Origin of the sequence: Solibacillus ferritrahens (assembly GCF_037027585.1) — a bacterium.
GTDB classification, from domain to species: Bacteria; Bacillota; Bacilli; order Bacillales_A; family Planococcaceae; genus Solibacillus; species Solibacillus ferritrahens.
In genome coordinates this window covers 74,660-98,467 of record NZ_JAXCLE010000002.1, presented here as the reverse complement: position 1 = coordinate 98,467, position 23,808 = coordinate 74,660, and the positions used below count along the sequence as shown (strand labels likewise).

Annotated in this window: 22 protein-coding genes; 6 read left to right on the top strand and 16 right to left on the bottom strand. The window is 36.1% G+C overall.

Going from position 1 to position 23,808, the window contains the following annotated elements:
• Nucleotides 1-26: 26 nt before the first annotated feature.
• The 9 genes from cbpB to SNE38_RS02510 form a co-directional block, all read right to left on the bottom strand.
• Nucleotides 27-470 (bottom strand): cyclic-di-AMP-binding protein CbpB, encoded by a 444-nt coding sequence (gene cbpB, locus SNE38_RS02550; protein WP_191702227.1) that lies wholly within the window; start codon nt 468-470, stop codon nt 27-29.
• Between the two features lie 213 nt (nt 471-683).
• Nucleotides 684-914, bottom strand: coding sequence for a short-chain dehydrogenase (locus tag SNE38_RS02545; RefSeq protein WP_191702226.1), 231 nt, complete (start codon nt 912-914; stop codon nt 684-686).
• A gap of 67 nt (nt 915-981) precedes the next feature.
• Nucleotides 982-1,749 (bottom strand): 2,4-dienoyl-CoA reductase, encoded by a 768-nt coding sequence (gene fadH / locus SNE38_RS02540; RefSeq protein WP_191702225.1) that lies wholly within the window; start codon nt 1,747-1,749, stop codon nt 982-984.
• A 171-nt stretch (nt 1,750-1,920) separates the two neighbouring features.
• Nucleotides 1,921-4,080, bottom strand: coding sequence for an RNA degradosome polyphosphate kinase (locus SNE38_RS02535; RefSeq protein WP_336045818.1), 2,160 nt, complete (start codon nt 4,078-4,080; stop codon nt 1,921-1,923).
• A gap of 2 nt (nt 4,081-4,082) precedes the next feature.
• Complete coding sequence (locus SNE38_RS02530) at nt 4,083-5,624, bottom strand: Ppx/GppA family phosphatase (RefSeq protein ID WP_336045817.1); 1,542 nt, start codon at nt 5,622-5,624, stop codon at nt 4,083-4,085.
• Nucleotides 5,625-5,822: 198 nt separating this feature from the next.
• Nucleotides 5,823-6,728, bottom strand: a complete 906-nt coding sequence (locus SNE38_RS02525) for a chemotaxis protein (protein ID WP_191702222.1) — start codon at nt 6,726-6,728, stop codon at nt 5,823-5,825.
• Nucleotides 6,729-6,819: 91 nt separating this feature from the next.
• Complete coding sequence (locus SNE38_RS02520) at nt 6,820-7,686, bottom strand: NAD(P)-dependent oxidoreductase (protein ID WP_191702221.1); 867 nt, start codon at nt 7,684-7,686, stop codon at nt 6,820-6,822.
• Between the two features lie 209 nt (nt 7,687-7,895).
• A complete protein-coding gene (locus SNE38_RS02515; RefSeq protein ID WP_336045816.1) occupies nt 7,896-8,099 on the bottom strand; it encodes an aspartyl-phosphate phosphatase Spo0E family protein in 204 nt (67 codons plus the stop codon).
• A gap of 92 nt (nt 8,100-8,191) precedes the next feature.
• Nucleotides 8,192-8,380 carry a hypothetical protein gene (locus tag SNE38_RS02510; protein WP_336045815.1) on the bottom strand — a complete coding sequence of 63 codons (189 nt, stop codon included), beginning with the start codon at nt 8,378-8,380 and terminating at the stop codon, nt 8,192-8,194.
• A 178-nt stretch (nt 8,381-8,558) separates the two neighbouring features.
• Here SNE38_RS02510 and SNE38_RS02505 point away from each other — a divergent pair, with 178 nt between their 5' ends.
• The 3 genes from SNE38_RS02505 (at nt 8,559) to SNE38_RS02495 (ending at nt 10,197) form a co-directional block, all read left to right on the top strand.
• Nucleotides 8,559-8,744: a YkvS family protein gene (locus SNE38_RS02505; protein WP_191698577.1), complete on the top strand. Its 186-nt coding sequence runs from the start codon at nt 8,559-8,561 to the stop codon at nt 8,742-8,744.
• A gap of 85 nt (nt 8,745-8,829) precedes the next feature.
• Complete coding sequence (locus tag SNE38_RS02500) at nt 8,830-9,441, top strand: CPBP family intramembrane glutamic endopeptidase (protein WP_191702218.1); 612 nt, start codon at nt 8,830-8,832, stop codon at nt 9,439-9,441.
• Nucleotides 9,442-9,504: 63 nt separating this feature from the next.
• Entirely contained in the window at nt 9,505-10,197 is a 693-nt protein-coding gene (locus tag SNE38_RS02495) for a chemotaxis protein (protein ID WP_336045814.1), read from the top strand.
• Nucleotides 10,198-10,372: 175 nt separating this feature from the next.
• Here SNE38_RS02495 and SNE38_RS02490 read toward each other — a convergent pair whose 3' ends face one another.
• Both SNE38_RS02490 and SNE38_RS02485 read right to left on the bottom strand, forming a co-directional pair.
• Nucleotides 10,373-10,819: a MarR family winged helix-turn-helix transcriptional regulator gene (locus tag SNE38_RS02490; protein ID WP_191702216.1), complete on the bottom strand. Its 447-nt coding sequence runs from the start codon at nt 10,817-10,819 to the stop codon at nt 10,373-10,375.
• A gap of 65 nt (nt 10,820-10,884) precedes the next feature.
• On the bottom strand, nt 10,885-12,345 hold the full coding sequence (locus tag SNE38_RS02485; protein ID WP_191702215.1) for an ATP-binding protein: 1,461 nt from the start codon (nt 12,343-12,345) through the stop codon (nt 10,885-10,887).
• 166 nt (nt 12,346-12,511) lie between these two features.
• On the opposite strand from SNE38_RS02485, the gene SNE38_RS02480 reads away from it, so the two are divergent.
• Nucleotides 12,512-14,245, top strand: coding sequence for a B12-binding domain-containing radical SAM protein (locus SNE38_RS02480; protein ID WP_191702214.1), 1,734 nt, complete (start codon nt 12,512-12,514; stop codon nt 14,243-14,245).
• Nucleotides 14,246-14,443: 198 nt separating this feature from the next.
• The gene (locus SNE38_RS02475) at nt 14,444-14,731 is read left to right on the top strand and encodes a transposase (RefSeq protein ID WP_191702213.1); all 288 of its coding nucleotides are present in this window, start codon (nt 14,444-14,446) and stop codon (nt 14,729-14,731) included.
• A 79-nt stretch (nt 14,732-14,810) separates the two neighbouring features.
• Here the strand turns inward: SNE38_RS02475 and SNE38_RS02470 are convergent, their stop codons facing one another.
• From SNE38_RS02470 to SNE38_RS02460, 3 genes are all read right to left on the bottom strand, one after another.
• Nucleotides 14,811-16,160 (bottom strand): TrkH family potassium uptake protein, encoded by a 1,350-nt coding sequence (locus SNE38_RS02470; protein WP_336045813.1) that lies wholly within the window; start codon nt 16,158-16,160, stop codon nt 14,811-14,813.
• Nucleotides 16,161-16,261: 101 nt separating this feature from the next.
• Nucleotides 16,262-17,026 (bottom strand): TerC family protein, encoded by a 765-nt coding sequence (locus SNE38_RS02465; protein WP_191702212.1) that lies wholly within the window; start codon nt 17,024-17,026, stop codon nt 16,262-16,264.
• Nucleotides 17,027-17,528: 502 nt separating this feature from the next.
• A complete protein-coding gene (locus tag SNE38_RS02460; RefSeq protein ID WP_336045812.1) occupies nt 17,529-20,573 on the bottom strand; it encodes an efflux RND transporter permease subunit in 3,045 nt (1,014 codons plus the stop codon).
• Between the two features lie 143 nt (nt 20,574-20,716).
• Here SNE38_RS02460 and SNE38_RS02455 point away from each other — a divergent pair, with 143 nt between their 5' ends.
• Nucleotides 20,717-21,523, top strand: coding sequence for an NRDE family protein (locus tag SNE38_RS02455; protein ID WP_191702210.1), 807 nt, complete (start codon nt 20,717-20,719; stop codon nt 21,521-21,523).
• Nucleotides 21,524-21,584: 61 nt separating this feature from the next.
• Here SNE38_RS02455 and SNE38_RS02450 read toward each other — a convergent pair whose 3' ends face one another.
• On the bottom strand, nt 21,585-23,156 hold the full coding sequence (locus SNE38_RS02450; protein ID WP_191702209.1) for a peptide chain release factor 3: 1,572 nt from the start codon (nt 23,154-23,156) through the stop codon (nt 21,585-21,587).
• 66 nt (nt 23,157-23,222) lie between these two features.
• Nucleotides 23,223-23,795: a VanZ family protein gene (locus SNE38_RS02445; protein ID WP_318247661.1), complete on the bottom strand. Its 573-nt coding sequence runs from the start codon at nt 23,793-23,795 to the stop codon at nt 23,223-23,225.
• Nucleotides 23,796-23,808 lie beyond the last annotated feature (13 nt).

The window sequence follows — 23,808 nt, the reverse complement described above, 5'->3', positions numbered from 1 at the left end:
CCATTTGGACTTTGCCGATCTCCTATTTAAGCGTTATGTTGATAAATATATTTTTTTAATTGTTTTAAAATAATTCTACGAGTCATTATACCGACAAATGTACCTTCGTCATCGACAACACATAAAAAGGCATGGTTAATGACTAAATCAAGGGCACGCTGGAACGTATCAGAAACTTTTAAATACACGACTTCTTGATTCATTACTTCATCGACACGAATATCAGCCAATTTATCATATTCAATTCGCTCTAGCCCTAAAATCGACTCTGTAATCATTTTTGTACTTAATAACCCCTTTAAGCGATACTTTACGTCCAATACTGGAATGGAAGAATATCCGGTTTTCGTTAATACTAATAATGCATGCTCTGCGCTATTGCCACTTTGTACATGTGCTACCTTCTCAGATGAAATAATAAAGTCTTTAATAGGCATATCTAGTAAAGCTCTGTTGTTCGTTGAAATCATGACATTCTACTCCTTTTTCCCGCTAATAACAAGTAGCCCAATAGTCAATAACCTAAAACCACTACCGTCATTCGTATGTTCTGCCCTATGACAAAACAACTTCTCTCATACTTATAATACCATACCAATCAACTTTATTACTAAGAAAGGTGCCTATTCAAAAAAAGAAAAAGCATAATTAGACGAGTAAAAACGTCTCATTATGCATAAAAGTCAGTATCCTCTTGCCCAGTAATAGAAAATAATAACCCCGGTAAATGCTCCAAAAACAACATAGGATAAAATAATCGGATTAAGCAAAAAAGGGTGCTCCTGAATTTCTTCAGGCACTTCAGAATCTCGCTCTTGCCCACTATCCTCTATATTATGACCAACACGAACCGTCAAATAGTAGCCAATAAAACTAAGAAGAATCACAACGAAAATCGTTGGATATAGCCACATACCTATCGCGATCGCCTCCTTCTACGATTAGCAATAGTATGTAGCAATTAATGGCAGACTATACTTTTTAGAACGGGTGTTGATTCAGCCATTGACCACCGTCCAATGTAATGCACTCACCATTTAAATATCTTGCTTTATCAGATAGCATAAATGTTGCTAAATCCGCGATTTCTTCTGGGGTACCAAGTCGTTTTAAAGGTACAGAATTAATTGTACGCTTTGCCTGTTCCTCTGATTCCCATAATTTATCCGCGCCACCTGTACGTTCAATTGGACCTGGAGCAATAGCATTCACCCGAATACCATATTGCCCTCCCCATTCAACAGCTAGTGAGCGCGTCAGTGATAATACACCCGCTTTAGCAGCCGCAGAATGGACAACTCCTGCTCCTGCGCCCCATGCATATGTTGCTACCATATTAAGAATGGAACCTTTAATACCGTTTTCAATCCAATAACGCCCTACTGCTGAAGAACAATAAAATGTACCATTTAAAACAATATCAATAACCGCTTTCCAACCATTTGGCGATAATTTTTCAGCATGGACTATAAAATTCCCCGCTGCATTATTTACCAAGCCGTCTACTTGACCAAATTTTTCTACAGTAAAAGCGACCATTGCCTGAGCATGCTCTGGTTCACGAACATCCATTTGAAATACCTCAATAGTTGAACCAATCGCTAAAATTTCTTTCTTTGCATTTTCAAGGCGTTCTGTATCGCGGCCGGTAATAACAATGTTTGCTCCCTCTTTCACGAACTGCTTCGCCATCCCAAGCCCCATCCCGCTAGAGCCACCTGTAATAATAATCGTCTTATTTTGTAGCATTCCATACATCCCCTTTGAATATAAAATGAACAACCATTCATATTTATATTTTACTACAATAGACTGCAAATACATACTAAAATATAAATTTTTCTGTTTTAAGCAGGAATTTTCTATATTTTAAATTTAAAAACTACTATGGTCTTTTCACCCATAGTAGTTTTACTTTGTTTATTCCTCTACAATCGTACCAAGCGATTCAATTAAAAAGATTTCTTGACTATTAATGCGAAGCTCACTATTATGATCTTCCCTATAACGGTAATTACCATTCGAGTCTTGAATTCTTGCCTTTTGGTTGTCCTCGATTTGTGTCAGCATAATTCGTTGGATACGTTCTTTAATTTCCTCGGAATATATCGGGAATAGAATTTCTACACGTTTAATCATATTCCTTGTCATCATATCAGCAGATGATAAATATATATTATTTTCTCCATTGTGATGGAACCAGAAAATTCTTGAATGCTCAAGGAATCGCCCTACAATACTTAACACAGTTATATTTTCCGAAATTCCGGGAATTCCTGGGCGAATGCAGCAAATCCCTCGAATAATAAGCTCGATTTTTACCCCTGCAATAGAAGCTTCATAAAGTTTCATCATTAAATCCTTATCCGTTAATGAGTTCATTTTTGCTCGGATAAAGCCATTGCCATGCTGTTTATGTAACGCAATTTCCCTTTCGATTAAATTTAGGAACTCATCGCGGATATCAAAAGGAGCAACGACAATATGATTAAATTTAGGCTTACTCGTATAGCCACTCAAATAGTTAAAGAAGTTAGTCGCATCAATACCAAATTCTTTATTTGAAGTAATAATACCCATATCTGTATAGATTTTCGCTGTTGCATCATTATAATTGCCCGTACCTAAATGAACGAAACGCTCAATTTTTCCTTGTCTTCGACGCACGACTAGTGTAATTTTTGAATGTGTTTTCAAATTATTCATTCCATATATTACAAGACAGCCTGCCTGTTCTAGCTGCTTTGCCCAATGTACATTATTTTCTTCATCAAAACGTGCCTTAAGTTCCACCAGCACAGTCACCTGCTTGCCATTTTCTGCAGCTTGTTTTAATGCTTGTATAATGGGCGAATTTCCACTTACTCGATATAAGGTTTGCTTAATTGCTAATACACTCGGATCTTCAGCTGCTTCAGAAATAAAGTCGACAATAGGTACAAACGATTCAAAAGGATGATGGAAAAATAAATCCTGCGTTAATGCTTTTTCATAAATATTTTCATCTGATTGTAGATCTTGGGGTGGCTGAGGAATAAAGCTTTCATATTCTAAATGCTCTCTTCCCGCTGATATCACCTTTACAAAAGCAAACATAGCTGTTAAATCAAGCGGTCCATCAATTTTAAATACATCGGATTCCTCGATTTCAAATTCATCCAATAAATACTCTAAAACATCATCATTCATCTCACCGTCACGGACTTCCAAACGTGAACCAACGCCCCATTTACGCTTTTTCAGCTCTTTTTCGATTTCTACTAAAAGATCCTGTGCGCCCTCCTCGTGAATCGTTAAATCAGCATTTCTTGTTAAACGAAAGGCTTGGGTCGATTTTACTTTATAACCGAAAAACAAACGGTTTATATTGTTTGAAATTACATCCTCCAATAATACGAATACCGTTTCATTCCCTGTTGATGGTACTTTAATAAAACGGTCCAATACAGACGGAACCTGTACTATTGCCACTCTATCCATATTTTCTGGGTCCGGAATGTTGTTTTCCAACCGGACAAGTAAGTTAAGCGTACGTCCTAACAAAGTTGGAAATGGGCGATAAGCATCGACAGCAACTGGTGTTAATACAGGGAAAATCGTCTCTTCAAATAATTCATTTACGAAGTTTTTCTGCTCGGGATTCAATAATTTCAAATCGCGAATATGCACATTTTCTTTCGGCAATAATTCATATACTAAATAGCGATATACTTCAGTTTGACGACGAACTAATGCTTGTGTACGCTCAGCAATTTTTGCAAGTTGCTCTTTTGGTGTCAATCCCGATTTATTTTCAGGTTTGTGGAATCCTGCACGAATTTGATCTTGCAACCCCGCGACGCGAACCATAAAAAACTCATCCAGGTTCGAACTGAATATTGCCAAAAATTTCAATCGCTCTAATAGCGGATTGTTTTTATCCTCCGCTTCTTCCAGAACACGCTCATTAAATGCCAGCCAACTCAATTCACGATTATTATAATATTGGGGCTTGGCAATCTCCTCAAGAATATGAATTCTAGAATTCAGTTCCTCATTATTCTCTTCGAAAAAGGAATCTGCTTCAATATTCTTAGTCATAACTAATTCCACCCTTCTTCTTTGAATAAAAGTTTCACTTCACTTTTGAAAACACGTTCTATATGCTTTTTTTGTTTTTCTGCTTGTGCCAATTCGGCAATAGCGCGTTCTGTTGTAATTACTTCTATTTGAAGATAATCATTTACTTTTTTTATCGTAAGTTTCTTTACAACATTACGCTTCGTCATATTGAGAGCATAAGCGAATTTTAGGATGGCACCAAAATCACGGAGCTTCTTCAATTCTTCCTTTGAAATCCATGTCTCATATGGTTTGGCAAACCTTGCAAAGTAATCCCGGTTTTTATAAGATGCGAGCAAGGCAAGCTTTACTCTATCTAAATGGGATAAACCAGCTATAGATTGGTTTGAAATTAAATAAAATGTATGCTGACTTGAGGAATCCAGTTCGATATATTCTCCTATTGCATAAACTTTAGCGGATTTTTTTAAGAGCTGTAAGTCAACTTCATTGTATTCAAATAATTTACCATTACAGCATTCTACATAAAATTGCTCTGTCAGTTTTTCTAATGTGGCAGCTTCTTCTTCAGAACGCCCATACGCTAAAGCAAGCTGCCGACCGCTCTCTTCAAAAACATTATATTTATCATATGCTTTTGGATTTCCTTGCAATACGCGGCTAATAATTAGACCTTCTCGCAAACCTTTCTTACTAATCTGAAAAATTTCTGTATCTACAACTGACATGAGCGCAATAAATACTTCGAGAGCGGGTACAATCGTATCTGCACGATCTGAGGAAAGTCCATCGAGCTGCATTAATTCTTCGTACGTTAATGCTGTTAAAAAGCCGCCTAGCTTTTTTAGCTCATTATGCTTCATTTCATAATGATGGACACCTGATAATGGATAGCCTATTTGCTGTTGGTGAACTTGCGCGATATTACGGGCACTACCACCAATTGCGATAACTGGCAATTTAGCATCCACAATCCATTTTAAAGAAGAAAATTGTTCCAGCAAAAAAGTACGAAGCTTCTCTCGTTCCTTTTCACTTATAAGGGTATTGCCTACAAATTTCTGTTTTAATGTAACGGTTCCAAATGGAAAACTGAATGTTTTTTGAAGTTTTTTATTTGTAAACAATGTAATTTCGGTAGATCCCCCACCAATATCTATTGTCACGGCAGAGGGTGTATCCATCGATTGTGCTACTGCAACAAAACCGTAATATGCTTCCTCTTCTTCCGATAATATCTCCACATTAATGCCTGTCTCTACTTTCATACGGCTAATGATTGCTTCATTGTTTATCGCTTGGCGAACCGCAGCAGTTGCAGCGGCCTTTATATCGGTCACTTCATAATCTGCCAATATTAATCGGAATGACTTAAGCGTCTCTGCCAATAATTGAATCCCTTCTTCGGACATTTCTCCATTAGGCATAAGGTATGTGCGAAGGCGTGCTACTGTTTTAATATTCCCAAATTCCTTTAATCCTTCATTTTTACTATAAGAATAGAGTACAAGTCGAATTGTATTTGAACCTATATCAATAATTGCTGTTTTTATTTTTTTCATAGGTGCGTATCGCCTCTTTCTTCATGTTTCCAATTCATAAGTAGGTGTAAATTTCCAAATTTGTATAAGAGCTACTCTATCATTAAAGAAATTTTACATTTCATTATACAAAAATAGCCGGAATTACTTTTACAAGTACCCGGCTTTTTCATTATTCTATACATTTTATAAGGAAGTATCAATTCATTGAATGAACATTTACAGAATCAGCTTGTCCATACGTAAAATTAACTCTGTAATTTCAGGCTTGGAAATCTGATCTTCTGCTCCTACTTTTTCCCCTTTATGACGTAAATCGTCGGTAATTAGGCTAGAGAAAATAATTACAGGGAGCTTTTGTAAATCCGGATGGGATTTAATTTTCTTCGTTAAATGATGTCCATCCATTTGGGGCATTTCAATATCTGTAACAACCAATTGGACATACTTTTCAATTTCTTTATCCGCTTTGACTAATGCTTCCAAATAATCGTAAGCATCACGGCCATTTTCAAAAAACTCTGTATTGACATAGCCTGCTTCGATCATCGTATCGTACAATAATTTACGGAGCAATGGTGAATCTTCTGCAATTATGACTTTCTTTTCAGTTCGCTCACGCTTACCAAGCTTTTTCACTGCTTCTACACTGATACTCGATTCAGGATTAATATCAACCATTATTTTTTCAAAGTCTAAAAGTAATATCATTTCACTGTTATGCTTTATAACACCAATTACTTGTGATGTCCCTCCCTGATACATATCAGAAGGCTTTTCTATCTGATCCCAGGATATACGGTGTATTTGCGTAACATTATCTACATGAAATACTACACGCTGCTTATTAAATTCTGCCACGATATACTTTTGCTGTGAATTTCGGTTTTCTGTCGGAATCCCCAACACTTTAAGCATATCAACCACTGGCAACACTTCTCCACGTAATTGTATAATTCCCTCTACATGTGGATGTGCATGTGGAATAAATGTGACTGGAATTGGTTGAATAATTTCCTTCACTTTAATTACATTAATACCAAATTTATTATTTGCTACTTCAAATTCAACAATTTCAAGTTCATTTGTTCCACTTTCCAGTAAAATTCCTTTTTGATTTTCCAATACATGACTCTCCTTCCAAACTCCCAGGTTTACAATAACTCTATTGTACCACGCAGCATTTGTATCTACTATAAATATTATGTCAAATTACTTACTTATAGTATTTAACTAATGCCTGAGTACCGTTATCGCCATACCCTTGTTCAAGCAATTGGTCATACATCGATTTGGCTAATGCCAAACCAGGTAGTTGGAGATTCATACGTTCTGCTTCATCAAGAGCAATCTTCATATCTTTAATTATATGTTTAATATAAAAACCAGGATCCAAATCACCCTTAAGTATGCGCGGAGCAAGGTTCGATAAGGACCACGAGCCTGCTGCCCCAGCTGTAATCGAGCGAAGAACTTCATCCATTGAAAGACCCGCCTTTAGCCCGTAAGCCATCGATTCACATACGCCTATCATTCCTGAAGCAATTGCTATCTGATTACACATTTTTGTATGTTGACCATTGCCAGCTTCCCCCTGATAAATTATATTTTGACCAAACACTTCGAAAATAGGTTTCATTTTTTCGAATATATCTAAGTCGCCACCTACCATAAGGGATAGTGTTCCATTCTTTGCTCCAATATCGCCACCTGACACAGGCGCATCTAAACTATGTATACCTTTATTTTTTGCCTCATTATAAATTTTCTTCGCAAATGTTGGTTCGGAAGTAGTCATATCTACGAGAATCGAATCTTCTTTTACAACAGAGAAAATGCCATCGATACCAAAATATACTTCTTCTACATCTTTTGGATATCCAACCATCGTAAATATAATTTGTTTTTCTTTACTAGCCTCTGCGGGTGATGACGCCCACTTCGCTCCTAATTCAATTAGACCATCCGCTTTGGCTTTTGTTCTTGTGTATATCGTAACTTCGTGACCTGCATTGAGTAAATGCTTTACTATGCTTGCTCCCATTACCCCTGTGCCTATGAAGCCAATCTTTTTTGATTCCATAATTATTCCCCTTTAGTATTTTCTTTTATTTTAACAAACCTAGGATAAACTTCAATGTCAGTAATTTCTAAATATTGAGAATAGTTTTGTGTATTATACATAAAAAAAGAGAGCAGTAGCGTTTGTCCGCTTCTACTCTAAAGGGGGAAATGAGAATGTTGCTGTGTTCAAAGATATTATTCCCCCTTATTAGAAATTTAAACATAAAATTATAAATTATTTTCATTTGCCGAATGTATCATTGTTTTTGCATTTTGTGATTGATCAAAAGCATTTATTAAGCGATCAACTTGTTTGCTTAATTGAAGGGTAATATCACTTTGTAATCCATTTTCTAAGCCTGATTGAATCATTTGTTTGCGTTTCAATTCAATTTCGATTAGTAGCGCCCTATCCTGCATTGCTCTACCCAATCCTACACCCTCCTCATCATAGTGGATTACCATTATTATACTCTCTTTGTAAGGATCTTACAAAAAAATCATTATGCAAAATTCGACAATAATTATGTTCTTGGATTTTCTAAAAATGTGTATTCAACGTCTCCGCCTTGCTTGGCTACTCCGCGGAAATGTTTAAATTGCTGATCTTTCACCAAATGTTCACGAAATTGTAAAAATTCACTCTTCTTAATTAATACAGACTTGACTTCTCCGTTTCTTAATTGGTCTAGTATCGCTTGATAGTCAGCCATTTAAACACACTTCCTTCTTCTAATTTTTCCTTTTATTATCCCATATATTAAGCTCCTAATCTAAAAGAAAAAATAAATAAATAATATTAAAATGACAAAATTATTCAAACTAACAGAACTTTATAGTATAATTTCAAACAAACTGTTAATTAATAGTCGATGAAGGGGCTGACTGTGTATGAAAATTGCTGAAGTTGGAAATATAATCGAGTTTAAAGACGGCATTAAAGGTGTCGTTGAAAAGGTGAATGAGAATTCGGTCATTGTAGATATTACAATTACGGATAATTTTCATGATTTAGAAATGGAAGAAAAGACAGTTGTTAATCACAAACGGTATAAAATATTAGCTAATAACGAATAATTTAATGCAAAATACCCTTTTTAACATTGAGATGATGATAAAAGGGGTATTTTTTGTTAACATACGTTAAAGGAGGCTGAAATCATTGAAAAACAAGAAACAAATTATTATTCTCCTTGTATCATTAGTTTTTATTTTTAGTATGATGTATTTTACATTTCAAGAAAAATCTGTATTTTGGTATTTATATGCGTTTACATTGCTAGTAGGAATCGCTATAAGTTTAGTGGCAGGGAAATTTGAAGATCGTATCCCAACCTGGCAATATTTAATTTTTGGTATAGGTTATGGAACGATTACATATGGTCTCGTAAAACTCGGCTATATGCTCCTGCCTTATATCGATAAAAATGCTGTAAATGAAATCACAAAATTTTTGGATGTGTACGGTCCACAAAATATTTTTCATTACCTAATGTTAATATTTATAGTTGCTGTTGGGGAAGAAATATTTTGGCGTGGCTATGTACAACAACAATTAAAACAGTTCACATCACCTTTTTGGGCGGTTATTGTTACCTCTATTTTGTTTTCGCTTTCACTAGCGGTTAGCGGCTTTCTCCCAGGTGCATTAGCAGCTATTGTCGCAGGTATTTTATGGGGCACTCTATACGAATGGAAGAAAAGTTTACCACTAATTATCGTTTCCCATATCGTGTTTGTTTTGCTATTATTTTTAGTTTTACCTTTATTCTGATACAATTAAAGCAGAAACTTATCTTTCGAAATTCCGTCTATACATTTAAAGAGGGGGAGCAATATGAAAAAATCATTAACAGCAATCAGTGCAGCACTTATTCTATCTACTGTATTAGCAGCTTGTAATACAGACACAGACGAGCCTATTACGACATCCGCAAGCGAAGAGCAGTTAGAAAACGAAAATGCTCAAAATGAGGTACAGCAAGAGGAACAACAAGAAGAAAAAACCGAATCAACAGAACCAACTGAAGAAACACAGGATGAACAGGAAGTAAATAAAGAAGAGATTACAACATTAACTTATTCTTCCAATAGTCAACCTTTTACTGAGGAAGTAGTTGAAGCAAAAAGTGAGGAAATGAATTATTCAATTCAGCATTTTGAAAATTATACCCTAGTAGCAGAGGAACCTGGTGTAGATCAACTTATTTTTAGTAAGGATGATGGCCTTTCAATGCAAATTGAAGTTGTCAATAAAGAAGAGGCTACTTTCGAGCAAATGAAAGCAACAGCAAAAGAAGCGATTTCTGCAATTGCACCAGATAATGTAAAGGATCTTGATTTCTCAACAATTTTAACAGAACGTCCAGAGATTTTAAATATTACGGGATATGAAGGCGTAGTAGACGGAGAAAAAGTCGTAAAAGTAGTTCTTGAACGTACTAATTTAATTGCTACATTAACTATTTACGATACACCTCAAGCAGACTTAACAGATGCCTTTTTACAAATGGGTTTAACAATTCAATAATATTGCCGGTAAAGTAATATAAGCGGAATTCCTCCGTCCTAATTGCTTTTTAAGATTCAATGTTAGGATTAACCATACAAATGTTAAGGGGGCTGTGATAAAAGTTAATTCAACTTTTAACACAGCCCCCTTTCTGTAAGAACTAGAACTATTATTTTATTCCAGACCCTATATTTTAATAAGATAAATCTTTTATAGAAAGCCCGAGTTTTTTTAGTAATTCAATTGCTGTTTGCTTTTCTTCTCCTGATAAAGCGCCCAACAACTCATGTAAATGCTGCTCATGCTCAGGAAACAACTTGTCCATGAATTCAGCACCTAAATCGGTAATTTCCGCATATGTTACACGTCGATCGTTTGGACAGGATATCCGAGCCAAAAACTCGCGTTTCTCCAATTTATCAACAACATATGTAATAGAACCACTAGCCAATAAAATTTTTGTTCCTATTTGTTGCAATGGCTGGCGACCTTTATGGTATAAAAGCTCAAGTACTGCGAACTCTGTTGGATTTAATCCATTTTTTTGTATAAATTGATTCGTCGCTTCACTTATTGCTTTATGAGCTCTTGATAATACAATAAATAATTTCAACGATTGTTTTACTTCCTCTGAAGCCATAAATACCATCCTCTATTTTTGAGTAATATGCTTATTATAGCGATGGATTGAAAGTTTTGTCAAAATCACTTCATATATGCCGAAATTTTATTCTCACCTATTTTGTAGGCATGCAAAGGATTCAAATATTCTATATCACTCTGTAAATTAAATTCAACTATAAAATTGGAACCAACACCGACCTCACTCTCAATATGAAGGGTCGCATTATGCTCTTTTATAACTGACTGAACGAGTAAAAGCCCTAATCCAGAACCATATTCTTTCGTTGTATAGAACGGATTCAATGCATTTTCCAAATCAACAGAGTCCATGCCTTTCCCACTATCCTTAATGGAGAGCTTAATAAAGTCACCTTTAGAATAATGTAATTTCACAACAATATAATTATTGTATTCCACTGATTCTATAGCATTTTTAAGAATATTTATAACCATTTGTTTTAAACGGCTATAATCTCCCATCATGATATATTCAATTTCTTCCTCATATTCAAATACAATCATAGCATTGGTACTCATTGCCGTCGGCTGCATAAGTTGAATCGCTTCATCAACGAGCAATTTCATATCTAGGTTTTTAAAGACCTGCCTTTTAGGTTTAGCGATACTCAATAAATCCACGAGCAAGTCATCCATTCGTTTTAGTTCCGATTCTACAATTTGAAAATAAGGATTTTGCTCCTCATTCAAACTGCTTTTAATCATTTGAATAAATCCTTGGATAGAAGTCATTGGATTACGAATTTCATGAGCAATTGATGCAATGTTTTGCCCAATGAAAGATAGTGACTGCTGATGCTCAATCTTTTTAAGCAACATCATCTCTTCTGTCTGATCAATAATTGTTGTTACTAAAAGCCCCAGATTTTCATCTACTTTACTTATGAAGTTCAAATAAACTGTTTTGCCGTCAGCGGTTTCCCTTTTCACAAAGAGGCTGGCCATTTCACGGTTTGAAATCTTTTTATAATACTGGACAATAACCGAAGACTCATATTGGCAATCTTCAAACAGATAATCATAGCTTCTGTTTTCTATTTGCGCAGGCTTTCTATCCAATAAATGTAAGGCCATCTCATTCACCGATAATATCTTTCCATTTAGCATCGTCAATATAACGCCCTGTGCCATCCCGTTAATTAAATTCTGAAATTGTAGCATCTCATTTTTTTCTTCAAATGAAATAACTTTAGATGGGTTTAATTGAATTCGCGTAAAAATCAACTGTTTCTGCTGAAGATAATATCCCCAAATCTTTATTGGCATTTTTTGATGATATTTATTTACTAAAAACAAAGTAGTACTCGAAGTTGAATTTTCTATTACGGTACGTATAAATCGTTCCCATTCGCTATTATTTTTATCAGTGTTACTCCAAAAGTTTGAAAGAAGATGCACAGATCTTAAAGTTTCCTCCGCCTTATTATTAATAAATTCTAAGTTTCCAAGGCGGTTAAAGATAATAATTTGCTCATTCGATTCATTAAAAAGCGCTTCTACCATCATAGGCAATTGTCCTTCCAATACATTATTTCCCCCATTTTTTAGAAGTTATAGAATTTTCTGAAATATACTTGTTATTATTATATTATTTCATATTTACATTTGTAATAAAATGGGTATATTATCCCATATTGTTTGAAGCTGTTTACACTGCTACAATAGAGTCTATGAAGAGGAGAATAAAATAATGAAAATCATATTAAGTACACTTAATGCAAAATATATTCATACAAATTTAGCGATTCGCTATTTAAAAGCAGCAGCCCAGCCTGAATTCGATTGTGAGCTTGCTGAATATACGATTAAAGATCCTGCATTTAATATTGTATCTGATATATTCCAGAAGAAACCGGATGTTGTTGGATTTAGCTGTTATATTTGGAACATCAATGAGACGATTGCTGTAATTCGTATGTTAAAAACGGTATTACCCAATGTCAAAATCGTATTGGGCGGTCCGGAAGTTTCTTACGATGTCCATGAATGGATTCGTAAACACGAAGAAATTGACTACATTATAATGGGTGAAGGAGAAGTTTCATTTAAGGAAATGCTCCGTTATTTTAATGGAGAGCTTCCATTAGAAAAAGTACCTGGAATCTGCTATTTGGAAGAAGGCAAATTAAAAATCCACGCACAACCGCCTAAAATCGATTTACGTGAAATTGCTTCACCTTTCCGTTTCGAAGAAGATTTACCTCATTTAGGTAAACGAATTCAATATATTGAAACGAGCCGTGGGTGTCCTTTTAGCTGTCAATTCTGTTTGTCTTCAATTGAAGTAGGAGTCCGCTACTTTAACCGTGAAAAGATTAAAGAAGATATCCGCTACTTAATGGACAATGGCGCAAGAACGATTAAATTCGTAGATCGTACCTTTAATATTAGCCGAAGCTATGCGATGGAAATGTTCCAATTTTTAATTGATGAGCATCAGCCAGGTGTCGTGTTCCAGTTTGAAATTACAGCCGACATTATGCGTCCTGAAGTTATTCAGTTTTTAAATGATAATGCTCCAAAAGGGCTGTTCCGTTTTGAAATCGGTGTCCAATCAACAAATGATTTAACGAATGACCTGGTAAAACGTCGCCAAAACTTTGAAAAGCTTACACGTACTGTCACAATGGTAAAAGAGGGCGGCAAAATCGATCAGCATCTGGATTTAATTGCCGGTCTGCCTGAAGAAGATTATGCATCATTCCGCAAAACTTTTAATGATGTATTTGCAATGCGTCCTGAAGAATTACAGCTTGGCTTCTTAAAACTATTGCGTGGGACAGGCTTACGACTGGAAGCCGAAAAGTATGGCTACACATATGTTGATATTTCGCCTTATGAGATTTTCTCCAATAATGTGTTAACGTTCGATGATATCGTACGGATTAAACATGCAGAAGACGTGCTGGAAAAGTATTGGAATGCACACCGTATGGACAATACGATTGAATATTTAGTAACAAAAGTATTTGATACGCCATTCGATTTCTTCCAAAGCTTTGGTACGTATTGGGAAACGAAAGGTTGGTCACGAATCGGACATCAGCTTGAGGATTTATTCCGTCGCTTACTTGAGTTTCTGCAAACGGTCCAGGATGTCGATTTAGAAGTGATTACAAGCTTGATGAAATACGACTTCCTTCAGGGCCAGCAGTTCCAGCCACGTAAACTTTGGTGGGACGATCGCCTTTCTGAGGATGAAATGAAGGATGTCTATGGAAGTATTAAAGAAAATCCCTCTCTCGTAGGCGAGAAATTTGAAGCAATGCAAATTCCTGAAAGGGAATTATTTAAGCATTCTTTAATTATTCCGTTCCACATCGATTTACAAAATTATGAAGTCGGTGCCCCACAAAAGAAAACGGGTTATTTATTCACCTACTTCCGCAACGGGCAACAGCCTTATTTCAGTACATTTAAATAATTTAAATCTAAAAACGCTGCAAACTCTTGATATTGAGTGGGCAGCGTTTTTAGATGAAGTGAATACTTATTACTTTTTCGCTTTAGAATCATTCATTTGTTTTTCATGGTGTCCATTCTTATCAGAGCTACAGTCAACCTATTCGTTTTATACCCCAAAAAAGAGGGCATAATTCAAATAAAAGAGAGGAGTGTAGTTTTGAAAATTATTTTAGTAGCTTCAACTATTGTTGTTCCGCTCATTATGATTTATTTAAGAAAAAAAATCAGTAAGTTAGCAATTGTTTTTAATATATTGGCAGTTATTTTTGTCATTATTTTTGGCAGTATTGCATCCACTTCGATATATCAAATCATTATTGATGATGCTGTATTTATGACGAAAATACATGCCCTATTTTTAAATGAACTTTTTTTAATTTCTGGTGCGTACATCGGGCTTTATGTTATTTATAGATTAATGGTTCTAACACTGGAGGAACGATAAGTTTATTACTGAAAATTAAAACATCCATTTCCCCTTCGAGAAATGGATGTTTTACTTAAGAATATAATCAGTTTAATATTTATCCTATGATGATCCGCTCTTTTGGATAATGGTATTTTTTCTTGCTTGATGAACCTCCGATTGTATAGAGAAATGAGATTAGTCCAACTCGGCCTACAAACATAAGAACCATAATTACCATTTTCCCAAAGGCAGTCAGCTCTTCCGTTATGCCTAACGACATCCCACATGTTCCGAAAGCCGAGGTTATTTCAAATATGACTTCAATCATCGTAGCATGTGTTTCTGTAATAAATAACACCATCGCCGCGCCCAGTACCATAATTATTGCAAAAATTAACACTGCGAAAGAGCGGTAAACATCGATAAGGTGAATTTCACGATTAAAAACCTGTATGTCGGATTGTCCACGGGAAAATGCAATTAAAAACAAAATAACAATCGCAAATGTTGTCGTTCGAATTCCCCCACCAACAGAACTAGGCGATGCTCCGATAAACATGAGCACACTCATAAATAGCTGAGTCGCTTCATTAAATGAGGTGACATCATATGTTGTTAAACCTGCAGATCTTGTAGAGACTGAGTGGAACATTGCTGAAAATACCGCCTCATGCCACCGCATTCCTTTAAATGACTGAAAAATTTCAATGATAAAAATAACGACAGCACCAAAAGCAAATAATGCTACATATGTTACAGTTGTCAGCTTTGTAAATAAGCTAAAACGAAATGCCGGGTCTTTTTTCATTAAATATGTCTTCACTTCAATTAAAACAGGAAAACCAATTGCTCCTAGGAATATTAAAATCATACAAACAAACTGAACGAAATAGTCGTGATGAAATGGCTGTAAACTCATCCCGGTAATATCAAAGCCACCGTTTGTCGTTGCAGATATCGCTGCAAATATTCCGTTTATCGCTGCCTCTTCCCAAGTCGCAAAATAACGCTTGAAATGTATAGCTAAAATAAGTGCACCTGTAAATTCAATCATTAAAAGCAGCTTTGCAATTTGGCGAATTAATGCAACAACTCCGGATAAATTGTATTGGTTATGGTCAATCATGATTAGCTGTCGTTCACGCATGCCAATCTTTTTTCCGAACAGCAGCCAAAGAAAAGTACCGATTGACATTATACCAATAGCTCCAAATTGAAGGATGAGCAATATCATCGTTAGCCCAAAGCCACTATACGTTTCAGCAACCGTAACCGTTGTTAAACCTGTCACACTGACCGCGCTCACAGCCGTAAAAAAGCTATCTAAATGTGAAACGCTCACACCCTCTATATGAACCCCTGGAATACGTAACAGTAAATATGAAATAAGAATAGCAATAGAATAATATGTGATTAGTATTTGGAAAGGCGTAATAGTTCGCCTTTCTATTTTTTTAAAAGGCATACAAATGGCCTCCAATAATTGTTACATTTTTTCTAGTATAATGAATTCTTTTGGAAATGAAAAGAAGATACTTCATTACAGAAGTATCTCCAAAAAAACATTTAACTTGCCTGTTCTTTTTTATTTTTATACACACTTACTAAGTAGCCGCCGATTACAAGACCAAGCAGTACTGCCCAGAAGATGACTTTCCACATTGTTGAATGCGGGAAATGTGGGTCAATAATAGCTAGATTTTCGTGACCTAATGCTAACACCGCTAACTTTACCCCAACCCAGCCTACAATTAGGAAAGCTGTCGTTTCCAGTGTTGGATAGTTATTTAATAGCTTAACAAACATTTGAGCTGCAAATCGCATAATAACAAGTCCGATAAAACCACCTAGGAACATAACCGCGAATGGACCTGCATTAATTCCACCGATATGATAGTCACCGATATGCGGCAACGTAATTGCAATCGCTACTGCTGCAAGCATTGAGTCAATTGCAAAAGCAATATCAGCAAGCTCGACTTTTAACACTGTCATCCAGAAGCCAGAGCCTTTTCCTTCTTTTATTTCTAGACTCTCATCTTGCTTCTTAAAGTGATTATCATATAAATGCTTTATGGAAATGAATAATAAATAAGCTGCACCAAGCGCTTGTATTTCCCAGTATTTTGCTAAAAACGTTATTAAAAACAGTGCGATAAAGCGGAACAAGAATGCCCCAAATAATCCGTAAAATAATGCTTTCTTCTGTTGCTCTTTCGGTAAATGTTTTACCATTACCGCCATTACGACTGCATTATCAGCAGCCAAAAGCCCCTCAAGGAAAATTAATACAAGTAGTACCCATGCATATTCTAATAAAATTGCTTCCATGAAAGTTTCCCTCCTAATAATTTACTTGTAGCCAAATATTCAGGCATTTATTATTGATAGTTGAAAAAAATCCACTTATTTTTGCCAAAAAGAAAAGACCTCTGCCTATAAAAATAGGCAAAGGTCTTGCTAAGCACATTTTATGCTATCACACCCGATGGCTCCTAACCATGTAATGACGAATGTGAAGTAAGTTCAACTAAAAGTAGTGGCCATCTTAACAAGCTACTATTTTAATTCCTTATAGCTACTCCCCTTTGACAAATGTCAATGGATATTCAATTCAATTATATTGCTATTTTAACGATAATGTATTGAAAAATCAAATCTTTCTTCCAAAAATCATCAAAACTTTACAAATGAAATAAATTTAATACTCTTTGCTGTATTACGTAAATTCACTTACGACGCTTTCTTGGGACCAGCATTATAGTATGATGTCCTTCTGTCGGATGCTACGCAGTTCCATGTTCTGAAGTAAATAAATGTGCTTTAGCAAACATTACTTTGTTTCTTTTTCAATTAAGCTGTAAATGATTGGTACGATAAACAATGTTAAAATTGTTGAGCTTATTAACCCCCCAATAACAACGATGGCCATTGGTTGATTCATTTCCGTACCTTCTCCTATTCCAAGTGCTAATGGGACTAAGCCTAGAATTGTCGTTAAAGCCGTCATTAATATTGGGCGTATCCGGTCTTGAGCCCCTACAATAATTGCATCCGTAACATTTAATCCTCGCTGACGTTTTTGGTTAATATAATCAATAAGGACAATTCCGTTATTTACAACAATCCCCACCAATATGAGTATCCCAATAATCGCCGTTACCCCTAGCAATGTATTTGTTAAATATAATGAAGCTGCAACCCCTATTAACATTAAAGGAACACTAAACATCATAACAAATGGAAGCTTAAATGACTCAAATTGAGCGCCCATTACGAGATAAATAAGTATTACAGCAAGTATAATCGCTAAGATCATATCTTGCTTTGCGCTATCAAATAGTTCTCGGTCACCGCCAAATACAATTTTCGTTGTCGATGGAATCCCTATTTGCTGAATTGCTTCATCCACCTTTTTGGAAATACCGCTCAATGATTCTGAAGTTTGATATTTCACAAAAATTGCAATAGCTGCGGCTTGATCCGACCGACGAATGGCCGTCTGCGATTCTTGGATTTCAATTGTTGCAATTTCCTGCAGTTCTACAAATACACCAGCATTCGTACGAAGCTTCATCTTTTTAAGAGCTTCTACATCTTCCCGAAAAGCTTTGCCAAAGCCTGTATACACGCCCAACACTTCACTGTCATCAGCGATAATCTGTGTTGTAAAGGCACCACGAGTCATCATATTGACTGTTTGAGCAATTTGTGAAGGCAACAAGCCATATTGATTTGCTTCATCCCGCTTTACTTCCACTTGGATTTCTTCTTTCACCTCATCCAAATCAGTTGTAACCTCGACAATCGAATCAATATTTGTAAGCTTTTGCTGAATTTGAGTGACTGTCTCTTTTAACCGCTGTTCATTACTATCGGTGACTCGGAATGATAATGAATTTGGAGTCGAACCTGATGAAGAAGAAAGTGAAAAGCTTACTTCCGCTCGCTCTCCAATTTGCTGCTGAACCCGCTTTTCAAATTGCTCTACAAAGTCAAAAATCGAACGATTACGTTCGGATAATTCAACAAGCTTAATCGAAATTTCCCCTTCATTTTGCTTGCTGGTCCCCCGTGATAAAGATTGCTGATTGCCGCCTATTAAACTTACTACGACATCAACTTCTTCATATTTCCTTGCCATCTCCTCTATTTCACTAACAATTTCCTCTGTCTTTCCAACCGATGCACTGTTTGGAAGCTTAACGGATAACGATACAAACCCCTCATCTGTCGGAGGCAAAAATTCTGTACCTGTTTTGTAAACCGCAAAGCTCGATAAAACAAGTAAACCTACCGTAATTGATAAAATGAGCGTCCGTCTCTTTAATACCCATTTCAATGCTTTAGTATAATTTCGATAGAGCCCCTTGCTTTGTCTCTTATCAACAGAATTTGCCGGTTTCGTACGTAAAAAGCGGCTTGCAAGCATTGGAACGACTGTTAATGCAACCGCTAGTGAAGCAATCAAACTAAATGAAATGGTTAATGCGAACTCCATAAAAATTTTACCGATTAGTCCACTTATAAAAATAACAGGTACAAAAACCGCAATAGTTGTCACGGTTGAAGCAGTAATCGCTAAAGCTACTTCCTTTGTGCCATTAATTGCTGCTTCTATTGGGCTTTCACCGAGCTCTAAATGCCGCTCAATATTTTCAATAACAACTATGGCATTATCGACGAGCATCCCAATTCCTAAAGCAAGCGCTCCAAGCGTCATAATATTTAAAGAAAAGTCTGCAAAGTACATGAGTACAAATGTTACGATTACCGAGTACGGAATTGCAATCCCAATAATAAGTGGACTTTTTATACCAGATAAAAAGAATAGAAGTACAAGCATTGCAAATAAGCCGCCAAAAATGAGAGATGAGCTGATATTACTAATCGCTAAACGTACATAATCTCCCTGGTCAAATAAAATGGTTGCTTCAATTCCCTTATATTGTGGTTCGTTTAATAAACGATCGAGCTCCTTTTGAAATGTTTCAGAAACACTCGCAGTATTTGCACCCGATTCCTGTAGAACCGAAATCAGAACTGCCGACTGATCGTTTGCACGCGTTATTGTATTTGTTTCCTGCTCTTTTCGTTCTACAGTCGCAATATCCTGAATTTTAAGGGTTTCCCCTGTTAATGGATTTACGGACAGTACAAGATTCGCTATTTCATCCGGGTGATTGAATAAACTCACTACACGTGTCGTTAATAATTGATTATCTTCTGTACTTAATTCTGCTCCAGGCATCGAGATATTACTTGCCTGTATGACTTGCATGACGTCCGTTTGCGTTAAATTTTTTTGTTCAAGTTTTTGCGCATCCAGCTCTATTTGAATCTCTTCAACAATTTTCCCTGAAACGGTTACACTTGCTACCCCATCAGTCCGTTGTAATTCCTGTTCCAGCGACTCCGCTATCTGTCGGATATCTATCTCTTCATTCTCAGCAGCCAGTGCAAGCTGAATAACCGGAAACTGCGCAGGATCGAATTTCAAAAAACTAGGTCTCCCAGCATCTTCAGGTAGAGGGACAAGATCAATGCGCTGCAATATATCAGTTTGCACTTTATCCATATTTGTTGACCAATTAAACTCTAAAATGATTAAATTCGAGCTTTCAAGGGATGTCGACTGCACCTTTTTTATCCCTGGCAATGTAGCAAGAGAAGCTTCTAATGGCTTTGTCACTTTCTCGTTAACTTCAATTGGACTTGCGCCAGGGTAACTTGTCACAACAACTCCAATAGGCGGATTCAAATCGGGTATTAAAGTAATTGGAATTTTAAATAAAGAAACAACTCCCAATATTAATACAAAGATCATCGAAACAATCGTAAACACGGGACGTTTAATAGAAAATCTGCTTATATTCATGGATGTTAAATCCTTTCATTTTGTCATTGTATTATTTAAAATTCGTGTAAAGGTTCCTTTTCCCTTTACCATTCAACAATAAAATACTTTCCTAAAATAAAATGTTACAAATTTTCAAACAATATACTTTCGGGGGTTTAACTATGTGTTTAATTGCATTTTCATATAAAGTTCATCCAAATTATCCACTTTTTATCATTGCAAATCGCGACGAATTTTATGATCGACCTACAGCTGCTGCCCATTTTTGGGAGGATAAGCCTTCTATATTAGGTGGCAGGGATTTACTGCAACATGGCAGCTGGATGGGGCTCTCAAAGAATGGGCGATTTGCTGCCATTACGAATTATCGCGAACCAAGCCAGCCAGAAACAGTGCTCCTATCACGTGGAGAGATCGTCTCCCAGTTTTTACTTTCTACTCAGCCAATTGAATCCTTCATTGATTCATTACGGGAAAAAAAGAATCTGTATGGAGGCTACAACGTTTTATTGTTCGATGGGCAGCAAATGCATCATTACAATAACGTATTTGACGAGCACAATAAGATCGAACCAGGTACTTACGGTCTTAGTAATGCTACATTAAATACGTCTTGGCCAAAAGTCGAAAAAGCGAAAAATTCATTAATAAACAGTACTCAAAATAAACAATTTGAAGTACAAGATCTGATTTTATTATTAGCAGATGATAAAATTGCACATGATGAAGTATTGCCAAATACTGGGGTAGGCATTCATTTAGAACGAGCACTCTCAGCACAATTTGTGAAATTACCCAATTATGGTACGCGTTGTTCAACAGCCATTACTTATAATAAAAATGGAACAATCGATTTTTTGGAACGGACATACAATGAAGGTAACATTCTATTTGATCGTCCTTTTTCTATTAAAACACAGAACGAGACTGAATCGAAAGCTAGTCAAGTTGTAGATGATGATAAATGAATATAAAAATACCCGGCAATTTTTCTAACTGAGAAATTGCCGGGTATAGTAAAATTGCCTGTTACAGCAAGCTATATAATTGAATTTGTTCGTTCTTTTCAGAGAACCAGCGCATTGCAAATTCATTTTCAAATAAAAATACTTTGTTGTCAAAACGGTCACGCACTAGCATTGAGCGCTGAGAATGCATTGATTCCTTTACATCTTCCTCATTTTCAATCCAACGTGCGATCTTGCTGCCGATTGGCTCCATCGTTACTTCAACATTGTATTCGTTAATCATACGGTGTTGGAAAACTTCGAACTGTAATTGACCTACTGCACCAAGAATGACATCTTCAGTGTGTAAAGTCTTGAAGTATTGAATTGCACCCTCTTGGACTAACTGTAGTACACCCTTTTGGAATTGCTTACCTTTCATTACGTTTTTCGCCGAAACGCGCATGAAAATCTCCGGTGTAAATTGAGGTAACTTCTCAAAGTTAAATCCTTTTTTACTGCCAACCACTGTATCGCCAATTTGATAAGTACCAGTGTCATATAGACCGATAATATCCCCTGCAACTGCTACGTCCACTATTTCACGGTCATCTGCTAAAAACTGAGTTGATTGGGTTACTTTGAATGATTTCCCTGTTCGAGCTAACGTCATATTCATCCCACGTTCAAACTTACCGGAAACGATACGTACGAACGCAATACGGTCACGGTGAGCAGGGTTCATATTTGCCTGAATCTTGAAAATAAATCCTGAAAAATCTTTGTGCTCTACAGGATCGATAAATTGCTCATCTTCTGTAATACGAGGCTGTGGTGTTGGTGCAAATTTTAAATACGTATCAAGGAATGTTTGTACCCCGAAGTTAGTCAATGCCGATCCAAAGAATACTGGTGTTAATTCCCCACGACGTATTTTATCTTCCGAGTATTGATTACCCGCTTCATTTAACAATTCGATATCATCCATTGCCTGTGTATAGTAAGATGTTACTTTCATTGGATGATCAACCGCTAATCCACCCTCTTCATTTAGTGGTAAATAACGATTCGCCTCATCTGTACGAAATTGCTCAATGCGTTTATTATAGCGATCGTATATCCCAAGGAACTCTTTCCCCATACCGATTGGCCAGTTCATCGGATATGCTGAAATACCCAGCACTTCTTCCAGTTCTTCAATAAGCTCCAATGGCTCTTTTCCTTGACGGTCTAATTTATTTATAAATGTAAAAATCGGTATCCCGCGCATTTTACATACTTTAAATAGCTTTAATGTTTGTGCTTCGATCCCTTTTGCAGCATCGACTACCATAACAGCAGAGTCTACTGCCATTAGAGTACGGTACGTATCTTCCGAGAAATCCTGGTGACCAGGTGTATCAAGAATGTTAACGCGACAGCCTGAATAATCGAATTGCATAACAGAAGATGTAACTGAAATCCCACGTTGTTTTTCGATTTCCATCCAGTCGGATGTTGCGAACTTTCCTGATTTTTTCCCTTTTACTGTACCCGCGTCACGGATTGCACCACCGAATAATAAAAGCTTTTCGGTAATCGTCGTTTTACCAGCATCAGGGTGACTGATAATGGCGAATGTTCGACGCGATAATATATCTTGTTCTAAAGTCATTGTTTTCGTCTCCTTTTTCCATACTTTCTTATTTTAAAAGACAATAGTCATTCGTTACAACCTTTTTTACTTTTGAGATAGCATTTTGCGTATTCTTCTCATTATTTTAAATAGGACAAAGCCTATGACAATTGCAATCGCATTTAATAATACATCATCTACATCAATGCTGCGACCGATAAAATATTGTGTCCCTTCTATAAATAACGGAATGCTGAATGCAACGATATGCATTTTGCGCCAGCCTCTTAGTTTTTTCCATAGCCAAGGTATAAAAAAACCAAAAGGAATAAACAGAACAATATTGCCTGCCAAATTATAAAATGCGATATTCGCTAATGGTCCATTTAATTGATCATAATATAAAAGAATTGTTTGTAATGGGGTGAAATTACTGCGGACATAGGCAGTAGATGTATCTAATACAATTTGTCCATTTGAAATATAAAAATTCGGTATAATCGTTTGCGAAAAAATGCTCACGCAATACAGGAAAAATACGAGCATGACAAGCTCACGAAGCATATCTTTCTTTTTGTTTTTTAAGTATAGTGTTCGACTGATTATATAAAAAGGAAAACTCAATATACAATACCCAATCATACTAAGTAAATAGGAATGAATCATTTTTTCTTTCACCTCCAAAAAAAAT

Excerpts from the sequence above, each read along its gene's own strand:
- cbpB (WP_191702227.1), bottom strand. The coding sequence starts at position 470 with ATGATTTCAACGAACAACAGAGCTTTACTAGATATGCCTATTAAAGAC.
- SNE38_RS02545 (WP_191702226.1), bottom strand. The coding sequence starts at position 914 with ATGTGGCTATATCCAACGATTTTCGTTGTGATTCTTCTTAGTTTTATT.
- fadH (WP_191702225.1), bottom strand. The coding sequence starts at position 1,749 with ATGCTACAAAATAAGACGATTATTATTACAGGTGGCTCTAGCGGGATG.
- SNE38_RS02535 (WP_336045818.1), bottom strand. The coding sequence starts at position 4,080 with ATGACTAAGAATATTGAAGCAGATTCCTTTTTCGAAGAGAATAATGAG.
- SNE38_RS02530 (WP_336045817.1), bottom strand. The coding sequence starts at position 5,624 with ATGAAAAAAATAAAAACAGCAATTATTGATATAGGTTCAAATACAATT.
- SNE38_RS02520 (WP_191702221.1), bottom strand. The coding sequence starts at position 7,686 with ATGGAATCAAAAAAGATTGGCTTCATAGGCACAGGGGTAATGGGAGCA.
- SNE38_RS02510 (WP_336045815.1), bottom strand. The coding sequence starts at position 8,380 with ATGGCTGACTATCAAGCGATACTAGACCAATTAAGAAACGGAGAAGTC.
- SNE38_RS02505 (WP_191698577.1), top strand. The coding sequence starts at position 8,559 with ATGAAAATTGCTGAAGTTGGAAATATAATCGAGTTTAAAGACGGCATT.
- SNE38_RS02495 (WP_336045814.1), top strand. The coding sequence starts at position 9,505 with ATGAAAAAATCATTAACAGCAATCAGTGCAGCACTTATTCTATCTACT.
- SNE38_RS02490 (WP_191702216.1), bottom strand. The coding sequence starts at position 10,819 with ATGGCTTCAGAGGAAGTAAAACAATCGTTGAAATTATTTATTGTATTA.
- SNE38_RS02480 (WP_191702214.1), top strand. The coding sequence starts at position 12,512 with ATGAAAATCATATTAAGTACACTTAATGCAAAATATATTCATACAAAT.
- SNE38_RS02470 (WP_336045813.1), bottom strand. The coding sequence starts at position 16,160 with ATGCCTTTTAAAAAAATAGAAAGGCGAACTATTACGCCTTTCCAAATA.
- SNE38_RS02465 (WP_191702212.1), bottom strand. The coding sequence starts at position 17,026 with ATGGAAGCAATTTTATTAGAATATGCATGGGTACTACTTGTATTAATT.
- SNE38_RS02460 (WP_336045812.1), bottom strand. The coding sequence starts at position 20,573 with ATGAATATAAGCAGATTTTCTATTAAACGTCCCGTGTTTACGATTGTT.
- SNE38_RS02455 (WP_191702210.1), top strand. The coding sequence starts at position 20,717 with ATGTGTTTAATTGCATTTTCATATAAAGTTCATCCAAATTATCCACTT.
- SNE38_RS02450 (WP_191702209.1), bottom strand. The coding sequence starts at position 23,156 with ATGACTTTAGAACAAGATATATTATCGCGTCGAACATTCGCCATTATC.